This is a genomic window from Bacillus gobiensis, assembly GCF_001278705.1.
Taxonomy (GTDB): domain Bacteria; phylum Bacillota; class Bacilli; order Bacillales; family Bacillaceae; genus Bacillus; species Bacillus gobiensis.
On record NZ_CP012600.1, the window covers coordinates 3453498 to 3478583 of the forward strand.

The window sequence follows — 25086 nt, forward strand, 5'->3', positions numbered from 1 at the left end:
CCCCACCTTGTGAAATAATTATCAAGATAATTAACATTTACGATGCATGTGTTAAGTAATGGCCATTTTCAAAAATATTGTTTATTGCATTCATTTTTAATCATATTATAATGAATTCCAAGACAGATAATCAACAATGTGTTCATTATCTGATTAAAATTTTTAGGATAAGGATGGTAAAATGAAACTTTTAAAACAAAGATTAGTCTTATTGTCGCCCGTTATAATTTTGGCGGTTGTTTTGATCTTTAGCCTTACGATGATTCCATCCATTAATCCCACTCCTACGAACCTGCCTATTGCTGTTGTCACCGAAGATGCAGGAGTAACTCTTCCTAATCAACAAAAATTAAATATGGGAGACACCATTGTTGAAAATATCCAGAATGCAAATGAAGAAGATGCTGTACATTGGATTGAAGTGAATAGTGAGGAAGAAGTAAGGGACGGTTTAAATCATCAGGATTATTACGCTGCTCTCGTCATTCCGGAGAATTTCAGCCAGAAGCAGGCTTCCCTGCAAACGCAAAAGCCGTCCGCTCCGGAAGTGCAAATCCTCGTGAATCAGGGAATGAACACAGCCGCTGCGAATGCAGCTTCACAAATTCTCAATCAAGTTGTCGACAATGTGAATCATAATGTTCGGACGCAGGTTTTAGAAGGATTTGAAAAACAAGGAGGCACAGTCACAACGACTCAGGCTTCTGCCTTGGTGACCCCGATCACCAAAAAGGTCGTTAACGTAAATGAGATCGGCACTCACAGCGCGAACGGCAATGCTCCCGTCTCGTTATTTCAGCCAATATGGATGGGCAGCATTATTGGCTCCGTCATTTTATTTCTCGTTATTAATCGATTGGTCTTTACCAACCGAATCGAAACATTAGCTGCGAAACTGACACAAGTACTTGTTGGGGGAGTATTGGCCCTTCTTGTCGGATTTGGTGCGACGTGGATTTCTGATAACTGGATTGGCATCGATATCCCTCGATTTACAGATACAGCCTTGTTTCTTTCGATCACGTATTTTAGCTTTTTCTTAATGATTTCGGCGATTCTTTCATGGATTGGCTTGAGAGGAATTCCGATTTTTATTCTTACCCTTTTCTTTGGCGCACCGCTATTGGCTATGGCTCCGGAGTTTATGTCTGATTTTTACCGTGAGTGGATCTACTCCTGGCTGCCGATGCGCTTTATGGTCGAAGGGCTTCGTGAATTATTTTTCTTCGATCAAGGTTTGAGGTTGAACGCTCCGACGACGATTCTGCTCGAAATCGGTTTTGTCAGCCTTCTCGTGCTGCTGGCCTCTGCGCTGAAACCAATTCTCAGAACAGTACCTGAAAAAGAGACAGTCGTGCAAACTCAATTAGATGCATAGAAGACAGAAAAGCGCCTTAAAAGGGGCGCTTTTTTTATTTGTCGGAAAGATTTAAAGCGGTGTTCTGGACTTGGAAATGGAGCAATTAAAATGATTTAATTTTAAGAAAATAGTTATATTTACAAAATTTAATTAATACGATACATTTTCATTAGTATTAAACTAATTAAGAAGAGTGAGCGTGAAGAATGATTAAAACAGCTATTTTTGATTTTGATGGAACTATCGTTGAGTCAGCACAACTAGTATTTGACCTTTTTAATAGCTTTGCAGATAAATACAAGTACACAAGAATGCCCCAAGATCAAAGCGATTACATACGTACGATTACTTTTAAAGAGCGTTTTAAAAAGTTTAATGTTCCTCTTGTAAAAATTCCAATGTTAACAATCGATATTGTCAAAAAATATAAAGAAGCTATTCCTTATCTTGAACCAGTTGAAGATATTCAGTCTGTTTTGCAGACATTAAAGGAATCAGGATTTAAATTAATACTTCTTTCTGCAAATTCTAAAGAAAACATTGAGCAATTTTTACAATTAAATCAAATGGAATATTTTGATGAGATCCTCACGTCCCATCGTTTTTTCGGTAGACATTTAACTCTCAACAATTACATTAAAAAAGAAAAAGTTGCAAGGGAGAATGTTATTTTTATTGGGGATGAGCACCGTGACATTATTGCTTGTAGAAAAAGTAACATTAAAATCATCTCAGTAACGTGGGGGTATGATTTTGAGGAGCTTTTGTCCCAAGCAAATCCTGATTTTATAGTCAGCAAGCCAGTGGAAATTATAGATGCTATTCAAGAGGCTAATAGATAGATAGTTACTGTATTCCTTATTTTAGAAAAAAAGCGCCTTTTTTAGAAAGGGGCGCTTTATCGGTAGAGTTGGGGCGGGGCAAAACATATTTACCTAAAGAGGCCCAACAGTATTAGTCTTTAACGTTAATATGATTTTTTCCGTCTTCCCCTTCCATTTCACAGTCGTCTCGATTTCCTCGTTTTCAGGAGTCGTTCTTTCGCTCAGTCCCTCACTGTCTTCAAAAACTCCTTCCTTATTTAATTCGGCTCCTCCCCTGGCAAATCCATACCCAATGCTCTCAGCTTTATATTCAAATGGACCGATAGAATTAATCTCCTCCTCACCTTTATAGCGAAGCACGATGTTCGCATCTTCCATTTCGTTATGTTGAAAAAGAAAGAATTCAGCTGTCCAATTTTCACTCTCACCGCTAAACGTCATATTTTTGGAACACGCAGACAAACATAATACCACGAGGATCATAAGAAATAGTGCCTTTCCTTTTTTCATAGACAAAGGAATACGCCCTCCTTTCTTTCTATCATACAACAATATTCTCAATTTTCGGTAAATATCAATGTTTCAATAAAGGTTTCTCATCATAGCTCCGGGGGAAACACCAGTACTAACAAATAAAAACAGGAGCGTGATACGGTGAATACCTTGCTGTTTATACAGACTGGCTATGGCATAGATTTGCATGGAAAAGATGTAACGAAGGCTTCAATCCGGGCAGTGGAAAATGCTGTTCTTTCAAATTCGATTCCGGGTATTAAAGAGGTTCTTCCCGATAAAGATCTTGACAGGCTCAAGGTGAATATTAAGCTTGCCGTTCCCGGAGATAAAGATCAGGTCGATGTTGAAAAAGTGAAAACGGTGCTGCCGTTTGGTTCTGTTTCCGTTGAAGTGAGAGAAGGCGGTATGGCGACGCGAAGCGCAAATGAATCAGAAGAAACGAATACAGATCATATGTACATCGTCAATGCGGCTGTGGAAACCGGCTATTAAAAACTCCAAAGGATTTTCCCCTTTGGAGTTCTTTTTCTTAGTCAAAGCAATAATGAATTTTTTGATAGGCTTTGCGGAACTCAATGACTTCCTTTCGAACCTGTTCCGTCTGCTTCCGGTCTTCGAGGACGTCGATCATAAAGTCTGCAACAGTTTCCATGTCGTTTTCCTTCATTCCGAGCCTTGTGACTTCAGTTGTCCCGATCCGTAAGCCGCTTGGGTAATCCCAATCCTCAGGCTTATCGCTTGGAATGAGATTTTTATTCGTAATAATGTTTGCATCACCTAATTTCTTAGCGATATCGAGTCCGTTCCCAAATGAGCGTACATCAGCTATGACCTGATGGGTTTTCGTAAATCCCTTATGAGCGCCGAGCATCGTTACTCCTCTGTCATGAAGCGCTTTTCCTAACGCCTTTGAATTCTTCACAATTTGCGCCATATATTCCTCACCAAATGCCAAAAATTCAGCGGCAGCTGCCGCTAACGCAGCTACACGGTTCACCTGATGGGTCGCTGCAAGCGCCGGGAAAATCGCATCCGTAATCGGCTTGTTGATTTCAGGATCATTCCAGAGGATAATTCCGCTTTGCGGTCCGCTGAAGGTCTTCCCAGACGAACCCGTCATCACACAAGCACCTTCAGACAGCGGATCCTGAAATTGGCCGCCGCCGATTAATCCGAGCTGGTGTGCTCCGTCAAAGAAAATCTTTCCTCCCCATTCCTGAACAATCTGTGTCATTTCTTTTAATGGAAACGGGAATAGGGTCATGGATGCTCCAAGGGCAACTAATCGAGGCTTGATCTCTCTCGCTTTTTTTGCAAACGCATCAAGATCAACCGTCAACTCCTGCGGATCCATAGGAACATCGTATATATTCAATCCCCTGATTCCGGCGGGCCCGTCGTAACGATTGCTGGAATGGCCTCCGGTTGGCTGCGGAATCGTCATGATGTTATCTCCCGGCTTCGTCAGTGCTGCATAAACGGTAAGGTTCCCCAGCATGCTCGCAACCAGCCGATGATCTGCGTAATTAGACTTAAACACCTTCTTTAACAGCTCTACACAAAGAGCTTCGATTTCATCAATATGGGTCGTACCTGCAAACCATCTTTGCGTCGGGCCGATGTGTCCTTCTGCTGCTCTCGTTCCGACCTCTGACGCCAAAAGCTTTCTGACCGTCGGGCTCGTTGGCGCTTCAGGAGCCAATAAATTCAGGCATTCTTCTCCTCTCCATATCGCATTTCGTTCAACAGCATCAATGACTTCCTTTTGCATCAATTTAGGTGACGAACATTTTTCAATGATGGCTCTCGCCTTACTCAGAACCTCAGGATCATGGACCTCATGCGCGTCTTTCTGATAGGTGGGTGTACTCATATTTTTCAACTCTCCCTTCTTTTATAAAAACCAAAAACCAATATATCAATTTTAACAAAGAAAAAAAGCAATATCTGCTCTACTTATTTTTATCATGAAAATATGGAAATACCACTAATCTGTTAGATTATTTAACAGACTGCCCTTCTATCTCGGGGGCAGTCTGAATCATGGCTCTGTGAGCAACTGGGATAGACTCATCCAATTTTCTTCAATAAGCTGCGGGAGATTCTTTTTATCGGCTTGTTTGATGAGGTGAATGATTTGGCGGTGTTCATTGACAGAGGATGTCCCTTTCATCGAGCTGAATTTTAAAAGCTCAAGCCGGTGAATTTTCGGCATCAGTCGTTCAAGGGCAACGCCGATTTCGGGATTGTTGGATGCTTTTAAAATGATCTCATGAAACCTTCTATCCTCATTTACAGCTTTCATCCCGTCTCCATCATTAATTGCTCGTTCAAATTCTTTATTTATTTCTTCCATTTCTTTCGCATGAGAATCGTCCAAAAATGGAAGTGCCTGCTTGGCTGCTAAGGAATGCAAGGTCGCCACAACCGTAAACGCGTGTTTCGCCTCCTGTTCATTTACTAAGGTCACTCTTGTCACAGCTCCCGGGGATGATTCAATCAGGCTCTCATCCTCCAGCCTTTTAAGAGCTTCTCTGACCGGAGTTCTGCTCACTCCGAATTGCTCAGCCAGGTTCTTGTCATTAATTCGCTCCCCCGGCTTTAATTCAAGATTGATAATGGCCAATCGCAGCTTTTGATACACTTGATCCCGAAGAGAAATTCGACTAATTTGATTGATATTTTTCATAAAATCAATATATCACATCCAATGAAGGAGAGAGTATTAATTTTCTTGGAAAAGTCTTTATTGACAATGCTATTGTCCTTATGGTAACTTTCATTTATTGATTAATAAATAAAAGAAAGGATAGTTTATGAGCAGTAAAGAGGAAATCGCCCGCAATCGCAAAGAGCAGGTCCTGAATGCAGCCGCAGAGCTTTTTGCCGAGAAAGGGTATTATAAAACCACCACAGCTGATGTAGCCCGATTGGTTGGGGTGACACAGCCTTACGTATTCCATTTTTTTAAAACGAAAGAAGAACTGTATTTGGCTGTTTTACAGAGAGCAAACGAAAAAGTCATGCATGCTTTTTCCAGCGTAGATGCACCGTCATATCAACTGGAAGACAAGATGGGCAAAGCATTCACAGAGCTTTTGACCGATTCTCGTAACGAAATTTTGTTGGTCATGATGGCTTTTACGATTCCAGAAACAGCGATCAGAGAATATGTGAAAGCTGAATTTGATTCGGTGTTCGAACGTGTAAAAGACCGTTTTGCTGATGCAGGGCTGGATGATCCTGAAACTAAGGCAAGTGGATTTATCGGAACGGGACTTTTAATCTCTATGGCTGAAGTTTTAGATATGCCGAAGTTGATTCCATGGGATGACGATTCAGAGAAATAAGATTTTTTTATCAGCAAAGCCAATGAAGTTCTAGGCTTTGCTGTAGTTCCATATCATATTTATTTATCAATAAATAATTGAAGGGATGATTTCTTATGTTTACATCAACAAGAGTCACAGTATTGGTGATTACTTGTGCTGCTCTATTTATGGCGATGCTCGATAATTTGGTTTTAGGTGTTGCTTTGCCTTCGATTCAGGAATCGTTCGATGCAAGCATCTCTGATTTGGAATGGTTTATGAATTCCTATACGCTTGCCTTTGCTGTACTGCTTATTCCTTTCAGCATGCTGGGAGAACGATTTGGCAGAAAGCGGATGTTTTTAATGGGAGTTATCCTTTTCACCTTGGGATCGGCGTTTTCTGGATTGAGCGGAAGTCCAATCGAGCTCATTTTATCCCGTACTTTGCAAGGCATCGGCGGGGCAGCGATCGTTCCCCTTAGCCTTACCCTTGTTCATCATGTTTTTACTGAAGATACACGGGCTGCAGCGATGGGCATCTGGTCCGGTATATCAGGCCTCGGGCTTTCTGTTGGCCCACTTGTCGGCGGATTAATTACCGAAGGGCTCCCGTGGCAGCTGATTTTTTGGGTGAACGTTCCGGTTGGCATCCTCGCACTCCTGCTGGGTCTAAGGTTGCTGCCAGAATCCAAAGGCGAGTCAAAGCCAATCAGCCTTTTCAGTATCCTCTTCCTTGGCGCCGGTATGTTTGGAATCATTTTCGGATTGCAAGAAGGAAATATTAGAGGCTGGGACTCGATGGTTGTCGTAGGTTCAATCGGCGGGGGAATCCTGTTTTTACTGTTGTTTTATGCTTACGAAAGAAGACGCAAGGTACCGTTTATCCGCTTTGATTTCTTTCGCAGCAGTCGCTACACGGCACTTATTTTTGCTGGATTCCTTATGAATGGGGGAATCTTTGGAACCATTTTTCTTCTGACACTATTTCTGCAGCAGGCACAAGGCTATAGCCCGCTGGAGGCAGGGGTAAGAGAAATGGTATGGACAGGATGCACGATGATCGCCGCTCCGCTTGCCGGTCTTGCCGTCACGAAGCTTGGAACAAGACCAGTCCTGTCTCTTGGGCTGCTGCTGCAAGCAATCGGGGTAGCCGGTTTTGCCATTATTATCACGGCATTTGGAGCTGATTCTCCTTTCGGTTATCTCGCTCCTTTCATGATGATTACAGGGACTGGTATGGGTCTAAGCTTCACCCCGCTCGCCCATGGGATTCTTTCCTCTGTACCGGAATCATCTTCAGGTGAGGCAAGCGGAGTAAGCAATGCAACCCGTGAGCTTGGCGGTGTTTTCGGTATCGCGATTTGCACGATGATTTTCCGATCGGGGTCTGCCATCACGTCTCCTGACAGCTTTAGTGAGCATATCGTTCCATCGTTAATCGGGGGCTCGGTATTTCTCGTGCTTGCGCTCGGAATTGTCGTCATCTTGGTTAGAGAAGCTGTTGCTGTACAACTGAAGAATGTTAGTTCTTAAAAATAAAAGATACTTGCGGAGACCCGGCTGTTTAAGGGCTCCGCTTTTTTTATATTAATCTTTATCATTATCATTCTTACAATTACTAATTATTTGAATTTTATATTGATATTCTAATAAATGTATGCTTAAATCACTTATATTCCTATTTGTTTAGTATACTTAAAATGATGAAGGAGTTGCTGATATGAATATAAGCTTTGATCATATTATTCATTACGTAGAACATCCCAAAAAAACAAGCGAGTTCTTAGCTAAACTCGGAATACACTCTGTAGAGGGCGGAAAGCACGAAACAAGAGGGACAAATAATTATTTAAGCCACTTTGGATTAAGTTATATCGAGTTATTAGGGATATTCGATCGACAGTTATTTAGAGAAAATGAGGCTGCCCAAGTCACATTCAGTCCGTTTTCTACTATTGAAAAGGATGGATTTAAAGAAGGATTTGCTCGAATAGCTTTGCGAACAAACAATTTGCATCAGTTAGCTGAAAGTCTCCAAAACCAAGGATTATCGACAAATGGTCCAGTACCTCTTTCGAGAAGGCGTCCGGATGGTACTCTTATTGAATGGGAATTGCTTTATGCACATGATGAAGGCTCAGACTTGCCTCTCCCATTCTTTATCGACTGGGGAAGTAGTGATGAAGATAGGTATAAAGAGCTCTCTGAACAAGGGATTGTTCAATCAACTCAGGAAAAGAAATTACCATTTACTAAGGTGGTTTTTTCAGTCCGCGATTTAACAAAATCAGTGGAGAATTGGAAACGCTGGTTTTCACTTGAATCTGGTCCCGTGTTTATAGATGACACGCTTCAAGCAAAGTGCCAGACGTTATATCTACCTGGTACAAATCTAGTTTTTGCCGCAGAGAATGGAGATGGGATCGTCTCAAGCGTATTGGATGAAAGGGGTGAAAGACCATTCTTAGTAAGCTTGACTAATGAAAATAGTGGATACAATCAATCGATTTCAGGGGGAGTCTATCAATTACCTTCTTCATTCAATCTACTGAAATAAAAAAAATACAACCATAAAGGAAGAGATACTCATGAAGTTAAAACATGGTTTCATCTACATATTTTTAGTAATCTTCTTTACTCTTATTCTTTCAGCCTGCGGTCAAAATTCATCGAGTGGAGAAAACGGGGACAAAACAGTTAAGATCGGCTACCAAAAAGGTAACACTTTAAATATTTTGAAGGAGAATGGTTATTTAGATGAAAGGCTAGCAAAAGACGGATACAAAGTCGAATGGATAGAGTTTGAATCTGGGACGACATTACTGGAGGCTCTTTCAACTGGAAATATTGATTATGGAAATGCAGCAGACGGACCGGGAATATTTGCGCAGGCTACCGGGAAGGAGCTTGTATACACTGGGGCAAGCATTCCAAATCTAGAGGGCGTTGGCACCATGGTAAAACAAGACAGCGATATTCAAACCTATGCAGATTTAAAAGGTAAAAAAGTAGCGGTTTTTAAAGGCGGAAATCACCATTATCTCGCTCTTTTAGCAATAGAACAAGAAGGACTTACTGAAGAGGATATTGAATGGGTGTACACATCGGACGCTTCCCAAGGAAGAGCTGCTTTTGAATCAGGTGAAGTGGATGCTCTCGCTACATGGGATCCTTTCTTTGCAGGTGTGGAAGAAAGCCTAAAGCCAAAAACATTAAAGCATAATTTAACACCTGATGATTACCCAAACCGTACCTTTTATTATGCAACAAAAGAATTTGCTGATCAGCATCCAAATTTGGTGGAAGCAATATTAGAGGAGACGGATCGATCCGATCAATATTCAAATAAACACAAAAAAGAAGTGGCAGCACAAGTCGCACAGATCATAGGCATCGATGTAAAGGTCATGGAAAGAGCAATTGATCGAAGAGAGTATGGTGTCGATCGAATTACGCCGGAAATAGTAGAGGCTCAGCAAAAAGAAGCAGATGATTTCTATCGCTTTGGCATTATAGAAAAAAAAGTAGATGTTTCTGAGGTGATGCCTATCGATCCAGAGTGGAAACCAAAAGTAAATTCATCTGAAGGTGAGGATTCATGAAAAAAGTTTTAGAAAAACAAGCTCTGCCTTGGGTTATTCCCGTCCTATTTTTAATCCTTTGGCAAATAGTAGCTGTGCTTGAAGTCGTTTCTCCGAGCCTATTTCCTGCCCCAACATCTGTCCTCTCGTCATTTTGGGGTTTACTCTCAAACGGAGTACTAGTCGATCATATTGAGATCAGCCTGTACCGAGCTTTCACGGGACTTTTAATTGGAGGGATTATTGGTTTGCTTCTCGGTGTTTTAAATGGATGGTCAAACTTCTCTTTTCAGGCTATTGATACCTCCATCCAGATGATACGGAATATTCCGCACCTGGCGTTATTACCTTTGGTTATTGTCTGGCTTGGAATCGGAGAGCCTTCTAAAATTTTTTTAGTGGCTTTAGGTGTGATGTTTCCGATCTATATTAATACGTTACACGGTATTCGAACCGTAAATCCAGGATTTGTCGAGGTCGGAAAGATGTATGGTTTAAAAGGATGGCAATTGTTTAAGCAGGTTTATCTGCCTAGTGCTCTTCCCTCAATTTTTGTAGGAATTCGATATGCTCTTGGTGTCATGTGGTTAACTCTTATTGTCTCGGAAACAATTGCGACTAATCAAGGAATCGGATATTTAGCTATGAATGCAAGACAATTTATGCAAACGGATGTCATTATTGTCAGTATCGTTATTTATGCTTTGTTTGGCAAGCTTGCGGATATACTGACTCAGTTGGGTGAAAAATATGCCCTTAGATGGCATCCAAATTACCGGAAGCAAGCATAGGAGTGAGAAATTTGGAACAAGCGCGAACACCACATATGGCTGTAGCAAATACAGCCATTGAGCCGATAGAGATCGTACTTAAACATGTAAATAAAAGTTTTGGAGAAAAAGAAGTTCTCAAAGACATAAATCTCTCTATTGAAAAAGGACAATTCTTAGCGATTGTCGGCAAAAGCGGAAGCGGAAAAAGCACATTGCTTCGTTTGATTGCAAAGTTGGAGAAAATTAGTTCAGGTTCATTGCTGTTTAACGGGCAAACACCGGAAGAATCAAAAGAAAATATGACTATGATGTATCAGGACTCTAGGCTATTTCCATGGAAGAAAGTTATCGATAATGTTGGATTGGGGTTAAATGGACAATGGAAGGAAAAAGCGGAAAAAGTCCTCGATGCCGTCGGCTTGCTTTCGTTTCAGGATGAATGGCCCTCAACATTATCAGGAGGACAGCAGCAGCGGGTTGCTTTGGCCCGAGCGCTAGTTCGAGAACCTTCGTTGCTCATGCTGGATGAACCTTTAAGTGCACTTGATGCGTTAACTCGCATGGAGATGCAGCAGCTCATTGAAACAATTTGGCTGGAAAATGGTTTCACCGCCCTCCTTGTCACTCATGATGTCAGAGAAGCAGTGCGTTTAGCCGATCGGGTAATTTTGATTGAAGATGGAAAAATCGGGTTGGATGTAAAGAATCATTCTTCGCGGCCAAGACAGCTCGCCGATTCAAAATTGATCGAATTAGAAAACGAAGTGTTAAGCAGGATTATGAATAAATGAAAATCTCAAAGTAGACATCTAGTTCGTTTTGGAATTTTTTTCAACCGACTAGAGTTAGGATAAACACAATAAATATAACGCCAGATGAAATAATTAAGATATAACCTAATCGTTTTTTGTTTGCTTTTATTTCTTCTATTCCCATAACAAGCAACATCAAACCTAAGAAAAAATTCATTATAGGCAATATCCCTGTATAATCTGTAAGTAATGAAAAGCCTGATAAAATAATGACGATGACAGCAATTAGAATACGGAAGATTTTAAGCAAACTTATGATCCTCCCTCCACAGATAAAATACCAATATTTATCATAACATACATTATCTATTTACCATTCTTGTTTCACGTGAAACTAAAAAACCAGAGCAGGAAAATTCCATGATCTGGTTTTTCGCCTTTCAATGAGACTAAACCATTTTTCTTCTATTAACTATAAAGCTAACGCCACCAATAACAATGAAAGCAGCCCCAATTAAAAGCAATGTATACATATTCGTTGCGGTATCAGGCAACTCATTTTCTGATACATCGTCCATGCTGCTGTCAGTTGATTCTTGATTATCGTTGATATCATTGTTTTGGCTGCTGTCGTCTGAGCTTTCGTCATTTCCTGAGACTTTGCTGTCATCGTCATTTTCATTAGTATTGGAAATAGGCTCGGCAGATACCTCTTTTTTAACGACTTTGATTTTCGTTTCTTCACTTTTATTTCCGCTCATATCTTCTGCAGAGATAACTAGTTCTGTGTTTGCCGCTTGTTTTTCCATAGCGATTTTGAAGTTGCCTTCTTTATCGGCAGAAGCACTTCCCAATTCGGTATTTCCTGCTTTTACTGTGACTTTTACATTTGCTTCTGTTTTACCTGTAACGGCTGTATCCTCGTTATTAACCTCGTTTACCTTCGGCTTTGCTGGCGCTGTTTTATCGCTGACAGTCACCTTTACTTCTTCACTTTTGTTTCCGTCAGCATCTTCTGCATATACCGTGAGCTCTGTTCCCGGTTTTTGTTTCGGAATCTCAGCTTTAAATTTCCCATTTTTGTCGGCTGAAGCACTGCCTATTTCGTTGTTTCCGCTTTTGATTGTCACTTTCGCATTCGCATCTGCTGTGCCTGTGACGAATGCATCTGCATCACTTACATCGTCGACCTTTGGCTTTGCAGGAGCTTGTACATCTTTTTTCTCAATCCCGAACTGGTCAATAATGTATGGGTCCATTCCTTTATTTCGATCAATTTCATACGAAACAACAGTTAACCGGTTGACGTCAATCGTTACACTTGCGAAGTTTTGAATCGCTCCACGAACCGGCCTTGATGAATCTTCCGGATCTGATCCATATTTAGCTGCATGGTTTTCATCGGCAAGTTCAAATTTGCTGTAAAATTCATCACCCAAGATTGGATCTTGATTTTTATAATATACTTTAGGACCGGATGTGGCTGGAATAAAATAAATCGATCCATCCGGATTGACTGTATATTCAATCGACTTTCCGTTTATCATTTCTTTAATTTTTGTTTGTTCTGTAGCTTTGTTTTCCTTATTAATTGGTTTTGAACGGGCATAAATATGATCATGTCCCTGGAATACAAAATCAACGCCAAGCTCAGCAATGACTGGTGCAATCTTATTTCTAACCCCGTTTTCATCAATAATATCTGAGTCAGTCGCATGGTTGGAGGTTGTATATGGACCTTTATGCATTAAAACAATCACCCATCTTGCCCCGTTTGCCTTCGCTTTTTGAATATCTGATTTCATCCATTTCATTTGTGCAGGTGTAAAATCAGCGTATTCTTCAGAATCTTCATTGTTATTTAATACGACAAAATGAGTGTTGCTGTAATCATATGAATAATATGCGCCGGTTGTAGTATCACTGCCCGGTGCTTCTTGAATGTTAAAGTGGTCTATAAAAGAATTAGGCTGCTTTTCATGGTTTCCGGCAGCAGGAGCAACTGTCGTATTTCCCCACGTTTGTTTACTATTTTCAATTAGCCAGTCCCACTGATCCTCAATATTGCCTTTGTCAACAAAGTCGCCGGTTACCGCCATAAACGATTCTCCTTTAATCGTTTCGGCTGCTTTATTAAACGTTTGAGCGGCCAAAATGGCTTCTTCCTCTGTTTTTGCTTGCGGGTCGGTTAAGTTCATAAATGTGAACGCACCTGATTCGGGCGCTGTTTTCACTGTCCCTACTTCACTCCATATGCCAAGCTTTTCATCGCCGACACGATATTGATACTCGGTATTGGCTTTTAAGCCTTTTGCTTCTGCTTTATGTACGATTTCTTCTTTATCGTTTGTTGATACGTAGCTGATCCCTTTAAACTTTTTCGCCTTACTAAAATCGGGAGTTTCATTTGTTTTTTCTACAATTTGCAAATCACTTGCCCCGGATGCATGTGTTGTATACCAAGTAAATCCTTTTGTCGTCTTGGCATCCCCAGTGAATGTAGGAATGACTTTTTTTACGTTTCCTTTTGGCGCATTTGGATCTGGAGTAACATTCATAGGGTTTTCCGCTGCTTTTGCCGAAATACCGGGAGCTGCAAAAAACATACCTAAGGTTAGCAAGAATACGGCTGCGATTGCTGCTGCTTTTTTGAATTGGTTCAACTTCAAAATATCCTTCTCCTTTTTTAGATAAAATTTGACCTAGTGCCGATTCTACAGAACGAATAAAAATTAATTGTAAATTTAAGATAAATATTCCGTAAAAATTTACCTTGGAAAATTACGGTTGTATTTAAAGGTGGACAGAATTCCGGCATCATTCCAAGCTCCGGCACTATAAATTCCAACAGACAATAGCTGAAACATGAAACTTTAACAATTCCCAGAAAGGATTCTCCCGTTTCCTATCGAAATTTATATATAATTTAAAATGGAAGGATGGGTAACCGTGGAAATAAGAAAGCTTGGCAGCACAGGCTTGGAAGTATCCGCTCTTGGATTGGGATGTATGGGCATGTCGGATTTTTATGGTGCACGGGATGATGAGGAATCGATCAAAACACTTCATTATGCCATTGATGCAGGGATCAATTTCTTAGATACCGCCGATATGTACGGTGTCGGAAAAAACGAAGAATTAGTCGGCCGGGCAATCAAAGGCATTCGAAATCAAGTGATTGTGGCAACCAAATTTGGCAACGTCAGAGCAGAAGACGGCACCTTTTTAGGGGTAAACGGCCATCCGGATTACGTGAGAGAGGCTTGTGATAAAAGCCTTCGCCGTCTTGGTGTTGATTATATTGACCTGTATTATCAGCACCGGGTCGATCCTACGGTTCCCATTGAAGAAACGATTGGAGCCATGGCAGATTTGGTTCAGCTAGGAAAGGTGCGATACATTGGATTATCTGAAGCTGCACCGGAAACGATTAAGCGGGCCCATGCCGTACATCCAATTTCTGCGCTGCAAACAGAGTATTCGCTTTGGAGCAGGGAACCGGAGGAACAAATCCTGCCGACGATTAGAGAGTTGGGAATTGGGTTTGTACCTTACAGCCCGTTAGGCCGGGGATTTTTGACCGGACAAATTCAAACGTTTGACGACTTAGACGAGGACGACTATCGTCGTTTTTCTCCACGCTTCCAAGGCGAGAACTTCCAGAAGAATCTCGATTTGGTAGACAGGATAAAAGAAATAGCTGAGGAAAAAAGCTGTCAGCCTTCACAGCTCGCTCTTGCCTGGCTGCTGGCTCAAGGGAATGACATCGTACCGATCCCGGGTACGAAGAGAATAAAATATGTAGAAGAAAATATCGGCGCCCTTCATATCCACTTATCAGAAAGTGACGTGGCGCGAATCAACGAAGCAGCGCCGCTTGGAGCTGCTGTCGGTGATCGTTATCATGAAGCCGGGATGAAAAGTGTAAATTTATAACTAGAAAACCATGTCCGGATCAGCTCCGAACATGGTTTTTTCTCGTTATTGAGTTGCCCGGACATTTTGGAAGGCTGTTGTCGAATGCCACACATTCAACCCGTAATATCCATTAGTAAGGACATCGTCATTTTTTTCAATCACTAGCTCGCCGTTCAAGTAGATTTTGATCGTATTCTGATTCGTGACTGCCTTGAGATGATATTTCTTGTTCGGGTCCAGATCCTTCGGCACGACTTGAAGCTCTTCCGGTACTCCGTTATTAAATCGGATCAGCTTCATGGCGTCGTGGTGAATATCGACATTGGCAACATAGGCGTTTTTGGCTGTATTATCCGAGCGGAATACCAGTCCGCCTGCACCCACACGATTGTCAACGGTATCTTTATTCGGATCATTTGGGTGGGAATCCGTGTCCAACACCTCAATATCCGCTTCATAGGTGAAGTTTGTGCCAGTCTGGCTGGAAAGGATAAAGGAATCTCCTTCACTTTGCCCTTGCTTGCCTTTTATCGTGTCGGCCCATAATCCGCTTTTTGTTTGCCATCCGGTGAGATTGGATGAAAACGGGCTTTCTTTCCATATAGACGACAAAGGATACATCTCAAATTTGGCAACATTCACTGTACCGCCCTTGCTGTACAATTCAACGCCTTTGCTTGCCGCACCAGGGAAAATCTGATCGGTAATGACTTTTTTTCCTTGATTGCCGAATACTTCAACGGACGAATGATCAAGGAACACATGAAGCCTGATTTTCCCTTGTTCTGAAGGCATTGGAGCAGCATGGATACCCTTTACATCCGGACCGAAGTCAAATGAACCGGATTTGCTGCGGTCCACAAACAGCTTTTTTGCCTGAAGATCATAGCCGATCACCGTTTCTTCATTTATACCTTTTCGCACTTTCAAGCCAACCTCACTCGCTCCTGAACCTGCCACATCAAATTCGACGATGAATTCAGCCGATTCTGCTTCTTTCCCAGCAGAAAGCGATTGACCGGACTGAATCAGCTTATTGTGGAATTGAACACCTTGCCCGCTTAGTCTTAGCGATTGAAGCGAAACAGGAGTCTGCTGTAATCGTAAACCTTCCGGAGTCTGCGCCAATTCCATTTTTCTCGGCAGTGTCATTGAGCTTCTCCAAGTGGTCGTCGGCGTGTGGTTTGCGTATTTCCAGTTACTCATCCAGCCGAGCCAGTATTTTTCTCCGTTCGGTCCTTCGGTATTGTTCCATTCAACAGCGGCATAAAAATCAGCTCCGTAATCCGTCCATAATGTTTCTTGCGGAGGATTGTCACTTTTAAAGGTTTTGCCGTCAAACTCGCCGATAAAATATTGGCCGCCGCTGCCTCCCGCAGCCGCACCATCTCCAACGCTGACTTGTAAGACCCATTTTTTCTTCGACGGATCGCCTGCCACCGGAAGCTGGAATAGAGCCGGGCATTCCCACACGCCTCCGTTATTTCCATATGTGGAGTTCACCCATTCTCCTGATACGGCGGTCCAGTTGTCGATCGTTCCGTTATTCCTTGCTTCCCCGTTCTCCTCAACCGGTTGTGCTTTTTTGTCTATGTTTTCAGGCATGCTACCGGTATTATTAACTTTAATGTCGTCAACATTGATATGTCCCCATCCATTTTTTTCATAATCTACGAGTTTAAGATAGAGGACCTCGTCTCGAAAAGCAGAAGCATCCCAAATATAACGACGGTACGTTTCATCTTCTTTCCACTTTGTATTGGTCTGCCGTAAAATTTCCTTATCATCCGAAGCTCTCATCAAAGCCAGATAGGTGGATTCGTTGTTTCCTCCCCCAAGCATGAAATTGATTTCTCCTGAGCCTGCTAATTTGAAATAAGATGACCTCGCTTCACCTGTTGGTTCATCAAAAGGAATCTGTGCCGCTCCCCACAAATGATAATTCCCTTGTTGTCCAAACGATCCTCCCCAATAAGAGGTAGCATTTGTAACATGAGCATTGCTGAAGGCATTTCCTGATAATACTTCCCACCCGGAGAAATTGCCTGTTTCAAAATCTCCATTTTTAATGTTCGTTTCATTGGTAACAATATTTTTTTCTGCCTTAATGTTCTGGAAAACGGCTTTTGCGTTCCAAACATTTAAACCAAAATGTCCGCTTGAAAAGGCGCCATCATGTATATCATGAATAAGTGTTTCATCAAGGTAGACCTTGATGTTGTCACCTAACGTGGCAACTTTTAATTCGTATTGTCTATCTGTTTCCAGAGCAATCGTTTTTTCAGCGAGAACGGAAATCTGCCCGCCAACGATTTTCATCAGCTTCACTTTGTCATTTAACGCGTCCACATTGGCAACGTATCCGTTCTGGGCGGCTCTGTCTGCTTTAAAGAGAAGGGCACCTGCACCTTTTCCTCCAGACGAACCTGATACCTTAATGTCTGCTTTGTAAATTAAGTCGGTCCCAGTCTCGTTTGCAACGGTAAATGCGTCCGATGGAGAAGAACCCGTCAGTCCTTCTAATGTTTTTGTCCATTCACCGCCGGCAGGTTGAAAACCGGATAGGTTTGTGATTACGTTCGTCGTGTTCGTAAATGTGACATTCCGAATCACAGCGGTGGAATTGCGCCCGATAAGTCCGAATTTACCGTTTTCAAAACTTGTATCTGAAGCTGTGAGCTCTGAAGTGCCATTCACAAAAACGGAAATGTTCGGTCCATCTGTAACGACCTTTAAATGGTAACTTTTTGATGGTTGAATTGACATATCTTTGGAGCGAATTTCTGTTGGAATTCCGTTTTCGATTTTTACGAGCTTCACTTTGTTTTCTTCGGCGTCAAGCAATGCCGCATATCCGTTTTTAGCCGGATCATCCGAACGGAAGAGAAGTCCTCCTGCACCAATCCTTCCATTCTTTTCAACATTCATAACGTCCCCTTCGTACGTGAAAGAGGTGCCTCTATCATTTGAAAGGCTGTATGCATATTTCCCTTTAGCAGTATTTGCCTGAATGCCCCCATCCGGGCCAAATTCGCTTGCGTAAGACCAATTCTTTAAATCAGGTGAGGTGTAAAACATAATTTTGTCTTTCGCTGCCAGGGTCATCACCCATTTTTGTGTTCCGTCATGCCAAAAAACTTTAGGATCTCGCCAATCTGGAATTGGCGGATTTGGCATAACTGGATTCCCATTGTATTTCGTCCAGGTTCTCCCTTTGTCAAGACTGTACGCAATACTCTGTACCTGCTTCGGTCCATCTGCATGAGTAAAAATAGCCACCATGGCATTTTGACCGAAACCGGCAGTATTATTTTTGTCAATGACAGCGCTTCCAGAGAAGATCCAGCCATTTTCATCCGGCAGCAAGGCCATAGGGAGGTGCTCCCAGTTTACAAGATCCTTGCTGACCGCATGCCCCCAATGCATCGGTCCCCAGGTGGTGCCATATGGATAGTATTGATAAAAAAGATGATATTCGCCTTCGAAAAAAACCATTCCATTTGGGTCATTCATCCAATTGGCTTCCGGAGAAAAATGAAATTGGTTCCGAAACGGCTCTTTGTAATAATCAGCACCGGCCGCTGTTCCTATATTAAACTGAAAAACGACCGAACATAACAAAGCAACAATTAACAGCCTGCTTATCAGTCTCATTCTCTTCCTCCAAATATGTTGTTAATTTTTTAAAGTATAGAGACTTTAAGGGGCGGACAAGCCACCCCTCGCTTACGAGTTTCGGGCACGCAGACGGTCAATCAGAACCGCAGTGATGATTACACCGCCTTTGACAACAAGCTGCCAGTAGTAGTTGACATCCATTAATGTCAGTCCGTTGCTGATGACACCCATGATCAGAACCCCGATAATCGTTCCTTGAATTTTCCCTACTCCGCCTGTAAGACTTGTGCCTCCCAAAATGACGGCGGCAATCGCATCAAGTTCATACATTTGACCTGCTGTCGGCTGGCCGGAATACAGTCGGCCCGCGAGCACAACCCCACCGAGTCCGGCAAGAAGCCCGCTAATGGAGTACACGTTGATCAACGATCTTTCTACTTTAATTCCTGTCAGCCTTGCTGCTTCCTGGTTTCCTCCGATGGCATATATATGACGGCCGAACATGGTGTATTTCAAAACGAGAAACATAATCACGTACACGATCAGCATGATATATATTGGCACCGGGATGCCGAAAATATAGCCGGCACCTACAAATTTAAAGCCGGCAGCCTGAAGCGCGATCGGATACCCTCCGCTGATGACATAAGCAAGTCCCCTTACGTATGTGAAGCTTCCCAAGGTCACGATAAAAGCGGGCAGCTTAGCTTTGGCGGTAAGAAACCCATTGATCAGGCCGACAATATAGCCTGTTCCAATACCAATAAGCATCGCGAGAAAGGTATTTACTCCCGCTGCAGAAGCCATAACAGAGACGACTCCGGTTAGAGCGACTGTCGAGCCGACAGAGAGATCAATCCCGCCTGTCAAAATGACGATCGTCATCCCCGCTGCCAATATCGCAATGATGGATACTTGTTTTAATACGTTGAGTAAATTTGAGACTTCCAAAAAGTTAGGTGCGGTAAAAGAAAGAATAAGACACAATAGGGCTAAAATAATGATCATGCCAAGACGGTTTTGTAATTCAACGACTCTCCATCCTGCCTGTGATTTTTGTAATGATGCTTCCGATCCTAGTTTCATTTGTTATTTGCCTCCTGTCGCATAGTGCATGATCTTCTCTTGTGTTGCCTCTTCTCGCTGGAGCTCACCGGTTAAACGTCCTTCACTCATAACGAGAATCCGGTCACTGACTCCAAGTACCTCCGGCAGTTCAGACGATATCATCAAGACAGCCAATCCCTGCTCGGCCAAACCGCTGATGATTTTGTGGATTTCGGTTTTCGCCCCGATATCGACACCGCGGGTTGGCTCATCAAGAAGGAGGACCTTTGGATGAATCGAAAGCCATTTGGCAATGACGACTTTTTGCTGGTTTCCACCGCTTAATGAAGATACCGGCAATTCAGGATTAGCTACTTTTACCCCTAGATTTTGAATGTGCTTTCCTGCTGCGCTTCCTGCTTGCCTCCAGCTCAGCATTCCAAATTTAGAAAAGCTGCTCATTTCTGTCATGATGAGGTTTTCTTTCACTGACATATCCAGAAATAGCCCCTGCTCCTTCCGGCTTTCCGGCACGTGGGCAATTCCATTTTTGATCGCATCGATTGGGTTTCGGATATGAACCGGCTGCCCATCAACGAGGATTTCTCCGCTCTTAAGGGAAGCAGCGCCAAAAATCGCGCGGACAAGCTCTGTTCTTCCCGCACCCACCAATCCCGCGATCCCGACGATTTCCCCGGGATATACTTGAAAAGAAACATCCTGTACAAATGTTTGATCGGTTACATTCCGAAGTTCAAGTACAGGTTTGTTTGTTACCCTTTTACCGGTGGCCTGCTTGCGCGTTTGGCGCTTGAATAGATCCTTCAGGTCCCTTCCGACCATTAATTTGACCAGATGCTCCGGGTTGGTTTCTTCGATTGGTCCGCTTGCGATCCAATCCCCGTCACGTAAAACAGTAAAACGATCGGATATTTTGAAGATTTCATCCATCCGATGCGAAATATAAATAATAGCTACCCCTTGCTTCTTCAAATCTTCGATGATCGTAAATAATTTATTTATTTCTTTATCAGATAAAGATGCCGTCGGTTCATCCATTATCAGCACCTCTGCCTTGAAGGACAAAGCTCTCGCAATTTCCACCACCTGCTGCTCCGCGACACTCAGCTTGGAAACAAGCGTCTTGGGGTTTAAGCTTGAGCCCATGGAGCGCAGAATGCTTCCCGCTTTCTCATGAACCTTTTCCCAATCGACTATCCCAAAGGTTTTTTTCGGAAATTTGGTACCCATTAATATATTTTCACTAATGGTTAGGTTGGGTGAAAGATTCAGCTCCTGATGGATGACACTGATCCCTTTGTTTCTTGCTTCTAGCGGCGATTTCCACTCAATGGGTGAGTCCTTATATACAATTTCTCCATTTGCATCCGGAGTGTATATCCCGCCTAAAATCTTCATCAAAGTCGACTTTCCGGCTCCGTTTTCCCCCATCAGCGCATGGACTTCACCGGGATATAGGGATATTTTTACGTCTTTTAGCACCTTGACACTTGAAAAAGTTTTGCTGATGTTCTTCATTTCAAGTACAGGCCGCGGCATTTCTCCTGCATCAATGAATACCTGCTCGCTTCCCACCAGATCTTCCTCCTTTTGTTAGAACATACAGTCCGATAAGCGGACTGTATGTTCCTTATTTCTCTTACCAGCCTTTATAAGAATCCAAATTATCCTGGGTGACAAGGTCAACCGGAACCTTGATCAAACCTTCGACTTTCTCTCCGTCTTTGATCTTTTGACCGATTTCGATTGCTTCTTTCACAATTTCATCTGGATGCTGTGCGGATGTTGCGGCAATCGTACTGCCTTCTTTTTTCATTGCATCTATTGCTTCCGGAGCTCCGTCTACTCCGACAATAAAGAATTCATCCTGCCGTCCCGCTTGTTCTTGAGCAATTTGGACGCCCAGCGCTTCAGGGTCGTTGATAGCAAAGATGGCATCCAATGACCCTTTTGGATTCGCTTCAAGAATATTTTCTGTTACTGTAAGCGCTTTTTCTCTGCTGCCTTCACCATTTTGTTTCGCTACAACTTCGATACCAGAATCCTTGATGGCTTCTTCAAACCCTTTAATCCTGTCCGTTACGGCTGAAACGGGCGGTCCATCGATGATTGCAATCTTGCCTTTGCCGCCAAGCTCCTTCACGACATATTCCCCTGCGAGTTTACCAGCTTGATAGTTATCAGACGTAATTGTTGCATCTACTCCGCCTTCTGCATCAACATCCACGGCAATCACCGGAATTCCTGCAGATTTAGCTTGAGCCACAGCGCCCGCGATTCCTTTTGAATCAACTGCATTTAATAGAATTAAGTCCACTTTCTTAGTAATGAAGTTTTCGATTTGTGTCGTTTGCTTTGCCAAATCATAATCGGCGCTTTCAGCGATGACCTTGGCACCCATTTCTTCACCTGCTTTTTTCGCACCGTCAGCCATCGATACGAAAAAAGGGTTTGCAAGTGTTCCGACCGTCAAGCCGATAACCATTTGATCTCCTTCTCCGCCTTCTTTGTTTTCACTGCCTCCAGACGTAGGCTCCTCCATACTGCATGCACCTAATAAAAGTAATATGAAAGTCATCATTACAGCCAAAGCAAATCTTAAAGTCTTTTTCATTGTTGTTTATCCCCCATCGTTAATAAAATTTGATCCCCTTTGTTAGCGCTTTCATTAATATTATAAAGAAAAGCCCAATGTGCAGCTGGCCCCCCTCACCTCCACTGATTGTTTCTCCACCACTCACTTTGAACGAAAATGACCGTTAATGATTATTTGAGTGAATGGTATTGATTGATTTTGATTATAAAGCGTTTTCAATAATTGTCAATATATTTTAACAATTCTTTTTCATAAAAAACGGGACTAAATACCTCTGTCAATTTCAATAAAATAAAATTTGAGTTATTATATGAATCGGTAAAGGCGTTGATACAATAAGTACAATGGCTGATTGGGAAATAATACTTCTTTTTATCAAGGTTTTTATGGTTTAGCCTTTTAGTAGGAGTAATATTTTAGTATACTTAAATTTTTCAGAATTTTAGGTGTAAAAAATTTCGATTCTTGCGTAATAATAGAGAAGGATGCTAGAATTCTAATTTATTAAATAAAAATGATTAAAGGAGACAGGAGACTGCATGAATAAGAAAAAGATATTCATCTTTTCACTCGTCTTTGTGCTGTGTATCGCTTCTGGCATAACCACTTATTATATAGTAAAACCCAAGCAAGAAGCACAGCAAAATGATAATGTAACTAAACCACCAGTTCAAGCTAACAGTTATTATAACGAGCTGTACCGGCCTCAATTCCATTATTCACCAGAGGCAAACTGGATGAACGATCCGAATGGAATGGTTTTCCATAAGGGTGAATACCATTTGTTTTATCAGTACCATCCTTACGATGCGAAATGGGGACCAATGCATTGGGGACATGCAGTAAGTAAAGACCTTGTCCATTGGGAGCATCGTCCCGTTGCATTTACTCCGGATCATAATGGAGACATCTTCTCTGGCAGTATTGTTGTTGATCACAACAATACAAGCGGATTTGGCAAGGATGCACTCGTTGCCTTATACACGCAAAACAAAGATGGCCATCAAGTCCAGAGCTTGGCCTACAGCACGGATGACGGAAACACATGGACAAAATATGAAGGCAATCCGATTATGAAAGACTTTCCTGATCCGGATTGGCGTGATCCGAAAGTCTTTTGGCACGAAGAAACAAAATCATGGATTATGCCTTTAGCGGCTAAAGATAAAGTGATGCTGTATACGTCACCAAACTTAAAGGATTGGTCATTCGCGAGTGAATATAAGCCGCAAAACGCGAGCGGAGCAACACTATTGGAATGTCCTGAACTTTTCCCTCTCCCGGTTGACGGAGAAAAAGATAAGCAGAAGTGGGTTTTGACAACCAGCTTGGGAGATGGAGCGATTGCCGGCGGCTCAGGGATGGAGTATTACGTCGGAACTTTTGACGGCAAGACATTCACACCTGATAAACCGGAAGCCGAGTGGATCGATTACGGTGCTGACTTTTACGCTGGCGTCACATGGGAAAACGCGCCGAACAACGATCAATACCGTACCATGATTGCCTGGATGAGCAACTGGAAGTATGCAAATGATACTCCGACATCTGCTTGGAGAAGTGCAATGACCGTTCCGAGAAAGCTTGAATTAAAAACGTCCCAAAATGGCGAGGTTAAGCTGGTTCAATCACCGATTCAAGAATTGGAGACGCTTCGCGGCAAAGAAAAATCATATCCATCTCAAGTGATCAAGCCGAACACCAATTTTTTGGCGAATGCAAAAGGTGATACAGTTGAGCTCGTTGCCGACTTTAAGGTAGACGAAATGACAACTTCAAAGGCATTCGGTTTCAGGGTACGAAAAGGCGATGATCAAGCAACTTCGATTGGATATAACAATGAGAAGAAGACAATTTATCTCGACCGTTCTTTCTCAGGAGAAAGTTATTTTAATGATCAATTTGCCAAAGTTCATGAAGCGCCGTTAGAACCCGTTGATGGACATGTGAAAATGCGTATTCTCGTCGATCGTTCATCCGTTGAACTCTTCGGCAATGACGGTCAAGTATCCATTACGGATCAAATTTTTCCTAAGGGGTCAAGTGACGGGATAGAGCTCTTCTCAAGCGACGGGGACGTAACCCTTGAGTCCCTTCATGTCTATCCGCTTAACCGCATATGGGGTAACAGTTTGTTTCATTCAAATCTGAGCGGATGGGAAGCGTTAAATGGCCGATGGGCAGATACCATTTCGGGGACACAAGGCAGCGATACAGTCGACTCTTTTAAACTAGCAGATTCAAGAGGAAAAGATTTCACGTACGAAACAGATGTAAAGATAGGAAATCAAGGTGCTGGAGGCCTCGTGTTCCGCTCTGACAAAACAGCCAAAAATGCGTATGTCGCAACAATTGATCAACCCGGACAGATGGTGAAACTTTGGAAAAAAGTGGACGGTGAAGCATCAATTTTAGCTACGTATCCCGCTAAAATTGATCCTGAAACGACAAATCACTTAAAAGTCACTACAGAGGGTAAAGAAATAAAGGTGCATTTTAATGATCAATTAGCGATCCGAACCAAAGATAATTCGCTCTCTTCCGGTTATTTCGGCTTAAATGTCTGGAACGGAACGAGTACCTTTCAAAACGTGAATACCTATCCGAAGAAATAAAGTGAACCTTCAGTGGGGGCTTCGACGAAATAGGATGTGCTAGTGCAGGCCCCCGCACAGGATGCCTGAGTAACTAGCCTTCGTACATTCGTCCCCCACTGACAAGTTTGGTTAAGCCAATCCTAACTTTTACGGGCAGCCCGCCCCCCACC

General features: G+C 42.5%; 21 protein-coding genes. 11 read left to right on the top strand and 10 right to left on the bottom strand.

The window, feature by feature from the left end:
• Positions 1–68: 68 nt before the first annotated feature.
• A complete protein-coding gene (locus AM592_RS25390) occupies positions 69–212 on the bottom strand; it encodes a DUF1145 domain-containing protein (protein ID WP_148564368.1) in 144 nt (47 codons plus the stop codon).
• Between AM592_RS25390 and AM592_RS17290 the strand changes: the two genes are divergently transcribed.
• Both AM592_RS17290 and AM592_RS17295 read left to right on the top strand, forming a co-directional pair.
• Entirely contained in the window at positions 182–1378 is a 1197-nt protein-coding gene (locus AM592_RS17290; protein ID WP_053604956.1) for a YhgE/Pip domain-containing protein, read from the top strand. The two genes, AM592_RS25390 and AM592_RS17290, sit on opposite strands and share 31 nt — an antisense overlap.
• Before the next feature lie 188 nt (positions 1379–1566).
• Positions 1567–2202 (top strand): HAD hydrolase-like protein, encoded by a 636-nt coding sequence (locus tag AM592_RS17295; protein ID WP_053604957.1) that lies wholly within the window; start codon positions 1567–1569, stop codon positions 2200–2202.
• A 93-nt stretch (positions 2203–2295) separates the two neighbouring features.
• Here AM592_RS17295 and AM592_RS17300 read toward each other — a convergent pair whose 3' ends face one another.
• On the bottom strand, positions 2296–2700 hold the full coding sequence (locus AM592_RS17300; RefSeq protein WP_053604958.1) for a hypothetical protein: 405 nt from the start codon (positions 2698–2700) through the stop codon (positions 2296–2298).
• Positions 2701–2838: 138 nt separating this feature from the next.
• Here AM592_RS17300 and AM592_RS17305 point away from each other — a divergent pair, with 138 nt between their 5' ends.
• The gene (locus AM592_RS17305) at positions 2839–3192 is read left to right on the top strand and encodes a Lin0512 family protein (RefSeq protein ID WP_053604959.1); all 354 of its coding nucleotides are present in this window, start codon (positions 2839–2841) and stop codon (positions 3190–3192) included.
• Between the two features lie 37 nt (positions 3193–3229).
• Here AM592_RS17305 and AM592_RS17310 read toward each other — a convergent pair whose 3' ends face one another.
• Positions 3230–4573, bottom strand: a complete 1344-nt coding sequence (locus tag AM592_RS17310) for a serine hydroxymethyltransferase (RefSeq protein ID WP_053604960.1) — start codon at positions 4571–4573, stop codon at positions 3230–3232.
• A 168-nt stretch (positions 4574–4741) separates the two neighbouring features.
• Complete coding sequence (locus AM592_RS17315; RefSeq protein ID WP_053604961.1) at positions 4742–5389, bottom strand: GntR family transcriptional regulator; 648 nt, start codon at positions 5387–5389, stop codon at positions 4742–4744.
• A 127-nt stretch (positions 5390–5516) separates the two neighbouring features.
• On the opposite strand from AM592_RS17315, the gene AM592_RS17320 reads away from it, so the two are divergent.
• From AM592_RS17320 to AM592_RS17345, 6 genes are all read left to right on the top strand, one after another.
• Positions 5517–6050, top strand: a complete 534-nt coding sequence (locus AM592_RS17320) for a TetR/AcrR family transcriptional regulator (RefSeq protein WP_053604962.1) — start codon at positions 5517–5519, stop codon at positions 6048–6050.
• 95 nt (positions 6051–6145) lie between these two features.
• Positions 6146–7546, top strand: a complete 1401-nt coding sequence (locus AM592_RS17325) for an MFS transporter (RefSeq protein ID WP_053604963.1) — start codon at positions 6146–6148, stop codon at positions 7544–7546.
• Between the two features lie 187 nt (positions 7547–7733).
• Positions 7734–8570, top strand: a complete 837-nt coding sequence (locus AM592_RS17330; protein WP_082364155.1) for a VOC family protein — start codon at positions 7734–7736, stop codon at positions 8568–8570.
• Between the two features lie 31 nt (positions 8571–8601).
• Positions 8602–9615: an aliphatic sulfonate ABC transporter substrate-binding protein gene (locus AM592_RS17335; RefSeq protein ID WP_053604964.1), complete on the top strand. Its 1014-nt coding sequence runs from the start codon at positions 8602–8604 to the stop codon at positions 9613–9615.
• Positions 9612–10385, top strand: a complete 774-nt coding sequence (locus AM592_RS17340) for an ABC transporter permease subunit (RefSeq protein WP_053604965.1) — start codon at positions 9612–9614, stop codon at positions 10383–10385. Before AM592_RS17335 ends, AM592_RS17340 begins: the two co-directional genes overlap by 4 nt.
• Positions 10386–10420: 35 nt before the next feature.
• The gene (locus AM592_RS17345) at positions 10421–11158 is read left to right on the top strand and encodes an ATP-binding cassette domain-containing protein (RefSeq protein WP_053606159.1); all 738 of its coding nucleotides are present in this window, start codon (positions 10421–10423) and stop codon (positions 11156–11158) included.
• Positions 11159–11198: 40 nt separating this feature from the next.
• Here the strand turns inward: AM592_RS17345 and AM592_RS17350 are convergent, their stop codons facing one another.
• Both AM592_RS17350 and AM592_RS17355 read right to left on the bottom strand, forming a co-directional pair.
• Positions 11199–11429 (bottom strand): DUF3953 domain-containing protein, encoded by a 231-nt coding sequence (locus tag AM592_RS17350; RefSeq protein WP_053604966.1) that lies wholly within the window; start codon positions 11427–11429, stop codon positions 11199–11201.
• A gap of 139 nt (positions 11430–11568) precedes the next feature.
• Positions 11569–13788 (bottom strand): Ig-like domain-containing protein, encoded by a 2220-nt coding sequence (locus tag AM592_RS17355; protein WP_082364157.1) that lies wholly within the window; start codon positions 13786–13788, stop codon positions 11569–11571.
• A 280-nt stretch (positions 13789–14068) separates the two neighbouring features.
• On the opposite strand from AM592_RS17355, the gene AM592_RS17360 reads away from it, so the two are divergent.
• Positions 14069–15055: an aldo/keto reductase gene (locus tag AM592_RS17360; protein ID WP_053604967.1), complete on the top strand. Its 987-nt coding sequence runs from the start codon at positions 14069–14071 to the stop codon at positions 15053–15055.
• A gap of 45 nt (positions 15056–15100) precedes the next feature.
• Here the strand turns inward: AM592_RS17360 and AM592_RS17365 are convergent, their stop codons facing one another.
• The 4 genes from AM592_RS17365 to AM592_RS17380 all read right to left on the bottom strand — a co-directional run bounded on the left by AM592_RS17365 (position 15101) and on the right by AM592_RS17380 (position 22337).
• Positions 15101–18691, bottom strand: coding sequence for a glycoside hydrolase family 32 protein (locus AM592_RS17365; protein WP_053604968.1), 3591 nt, complete (start codon positions 18689–18691; stop codon positions 15101–15103).
• A 72-nt stretch (positions 18692–18763) separates the two neighbouring features.
• On the bottom strand, positions 18764–19663 hold the full coding sequence (locus tag AM592_RS17370; RefSeq protein ID WP_225970405.1) for an ABC transporter permease subunit: 900 nt from the start codon (positions 19661–19663) through the stop codon (positions 18764–18766).
• Positions 19664–19744: 81 nt separating this feature from the next.
• Positions 19745–21262 (bottom strand): sugar ABC transporter ATP-binding protein, encoded by a 1518-nt coding sequence (locus AM592_RS17375; RefSeq protein ID WP_053606160.1) that lies wholly within the window; start codon positions 21260–21262, stop codon positions 19745–19747.
• Positions 21263–21362: 100 nt separating this feature from the next.
• Positions 21363–22337, bottom strand: a complete 975-nt coding sequence (locus AM592_RS17380; protein WP_053604970.1) for an ABC transporter substrate-binding protein — start codon at positions 22335–22337, stop codon at positions 21363–21365.
• A 521-nt stretch (positions 22338–22858) separates the two neighbouring features.
• Between AM592_RS17380 and AM592_RS17385 the strand changes: the two genes are divergently transcribed.
• Positions 22859–24934, top strand: a complete 2076-nt coding sequence (locus AM592_RS17385) for a glycoside hydrolase family 32 protein (RefSeq protein WP_082364160.1) — start codon at positions 22859–22861, stop codon at positions 24932–24934.
• Positions 24935–25086: the final 152 nt, after the last annotated feature.

Excerpts from the sequence above, each read along its gene's own strand:
- AM592_RS17380 (WP_053604970.1), bottom strand. The coding sequence starts at position 22,337 with ATGAAAAAGACTTTAAGATTTGCTTTGGCTGTAATGATGACTTTCATA.
- AM592_RS17310 (WP_053604960.1), bottom strand. The coding sequence starts at position 4,573 with ATGAGTACACCCACCTATCAGAAAGACGCGCATGAGGTCCATGATCCT.
- AM592_RS17330 (WP_082364155.1), top strand. The coding sequence starts at position 7,734 with ATGAATATAAGCTTTGATCATATTATTCATTACGTAGAACATCCCAAA.
- AM592_RS17325 (WP_053604963.1), top strand. The coding sequence starts at position 6,146 with ATGTTTACATCAACAAGAGTCACAGTATTGGTGATTACTTGTGCTGCT.
- AM592_RS17315 (WP_053604961.1), bottom strand. The coding sequence starts at position 5,389 with ATGAAAAATATCAATCAAATTAGTCGAATTTCTCTTCGGGATCAAGTG.
- AM592_RS17335 (WP_053604964.1), top strand. The coding sequence starts at position 8,602 with ATGAAGTTAAAACATGGTTTCATCTACATATTTTTAGTAATCTTCTTT.
- AM592_RS17295 (WP_053604957.1), top strand. The coding sequence starts at position 1,567 with ATGATTAAAACAGCTATTTTTGATTTTGATGGAACTATCGTTGAGTCA.
- AM592_RS17375 (WP_053606160.1), bottom strand. The coding sequence starts at position 21,262 with ATGCCGCGGCCTGTACTTGAAATGAAGAACATCAGCAAAACTTTTTCA.
- AM592_RS17385 (WP_082364160.1), top strand. The coding sequence starts at position 22,859 with ATGAATAAGAAAAAGATATTCATCTTTTCACTCGTCTTTGTGCTGTGT.
- AM592_RS17370 (WP_225970405.1), bottom strand. The coding sequence starts at position 19,663 with ATGATCATTATTTTAGCCCTATTGTGTCTTATTCTTTCTTTTACCGCA.
- AM592_RS17290 (WP_053604956.1), top strand. The coding sequence starts at position 182 with ATGAAACTTTTAAAACAAAGATTAGTCTTATTGTCGCCCGTTATAATT.
- AM592_RS17345 (WP_053606159.1), top strand. The coding sequence starts at position 10,421 with ATGGCTGTAGCAAATACAGCCATTGAGCCGATAGAGATCGTACTTAAA.
- AM592_RS17320 (WP_053604962.1), top strand. The coding sequence starts at position 5,517 with ATGAGCAGTAAAGAGGAAATCGCCCGCAATCGCAAAGAGCAGGTCCTG.
- AM592_RS17365 (WP_053604968.1), bottom strand. The coding sequence starts at position 18,691 with ATGAGACTGATAAGCAGGCTGTTAATTGTTGCTTTGTTATGTTCGGTC.
- AM592_RS17340 (WP_053604965.1), top strand. The coding sequence starts at position 9,612 with ATGAAAAAAGTTTTAGAAAAACAAGCTCTGCCTTGGGTTATTCCCGTC.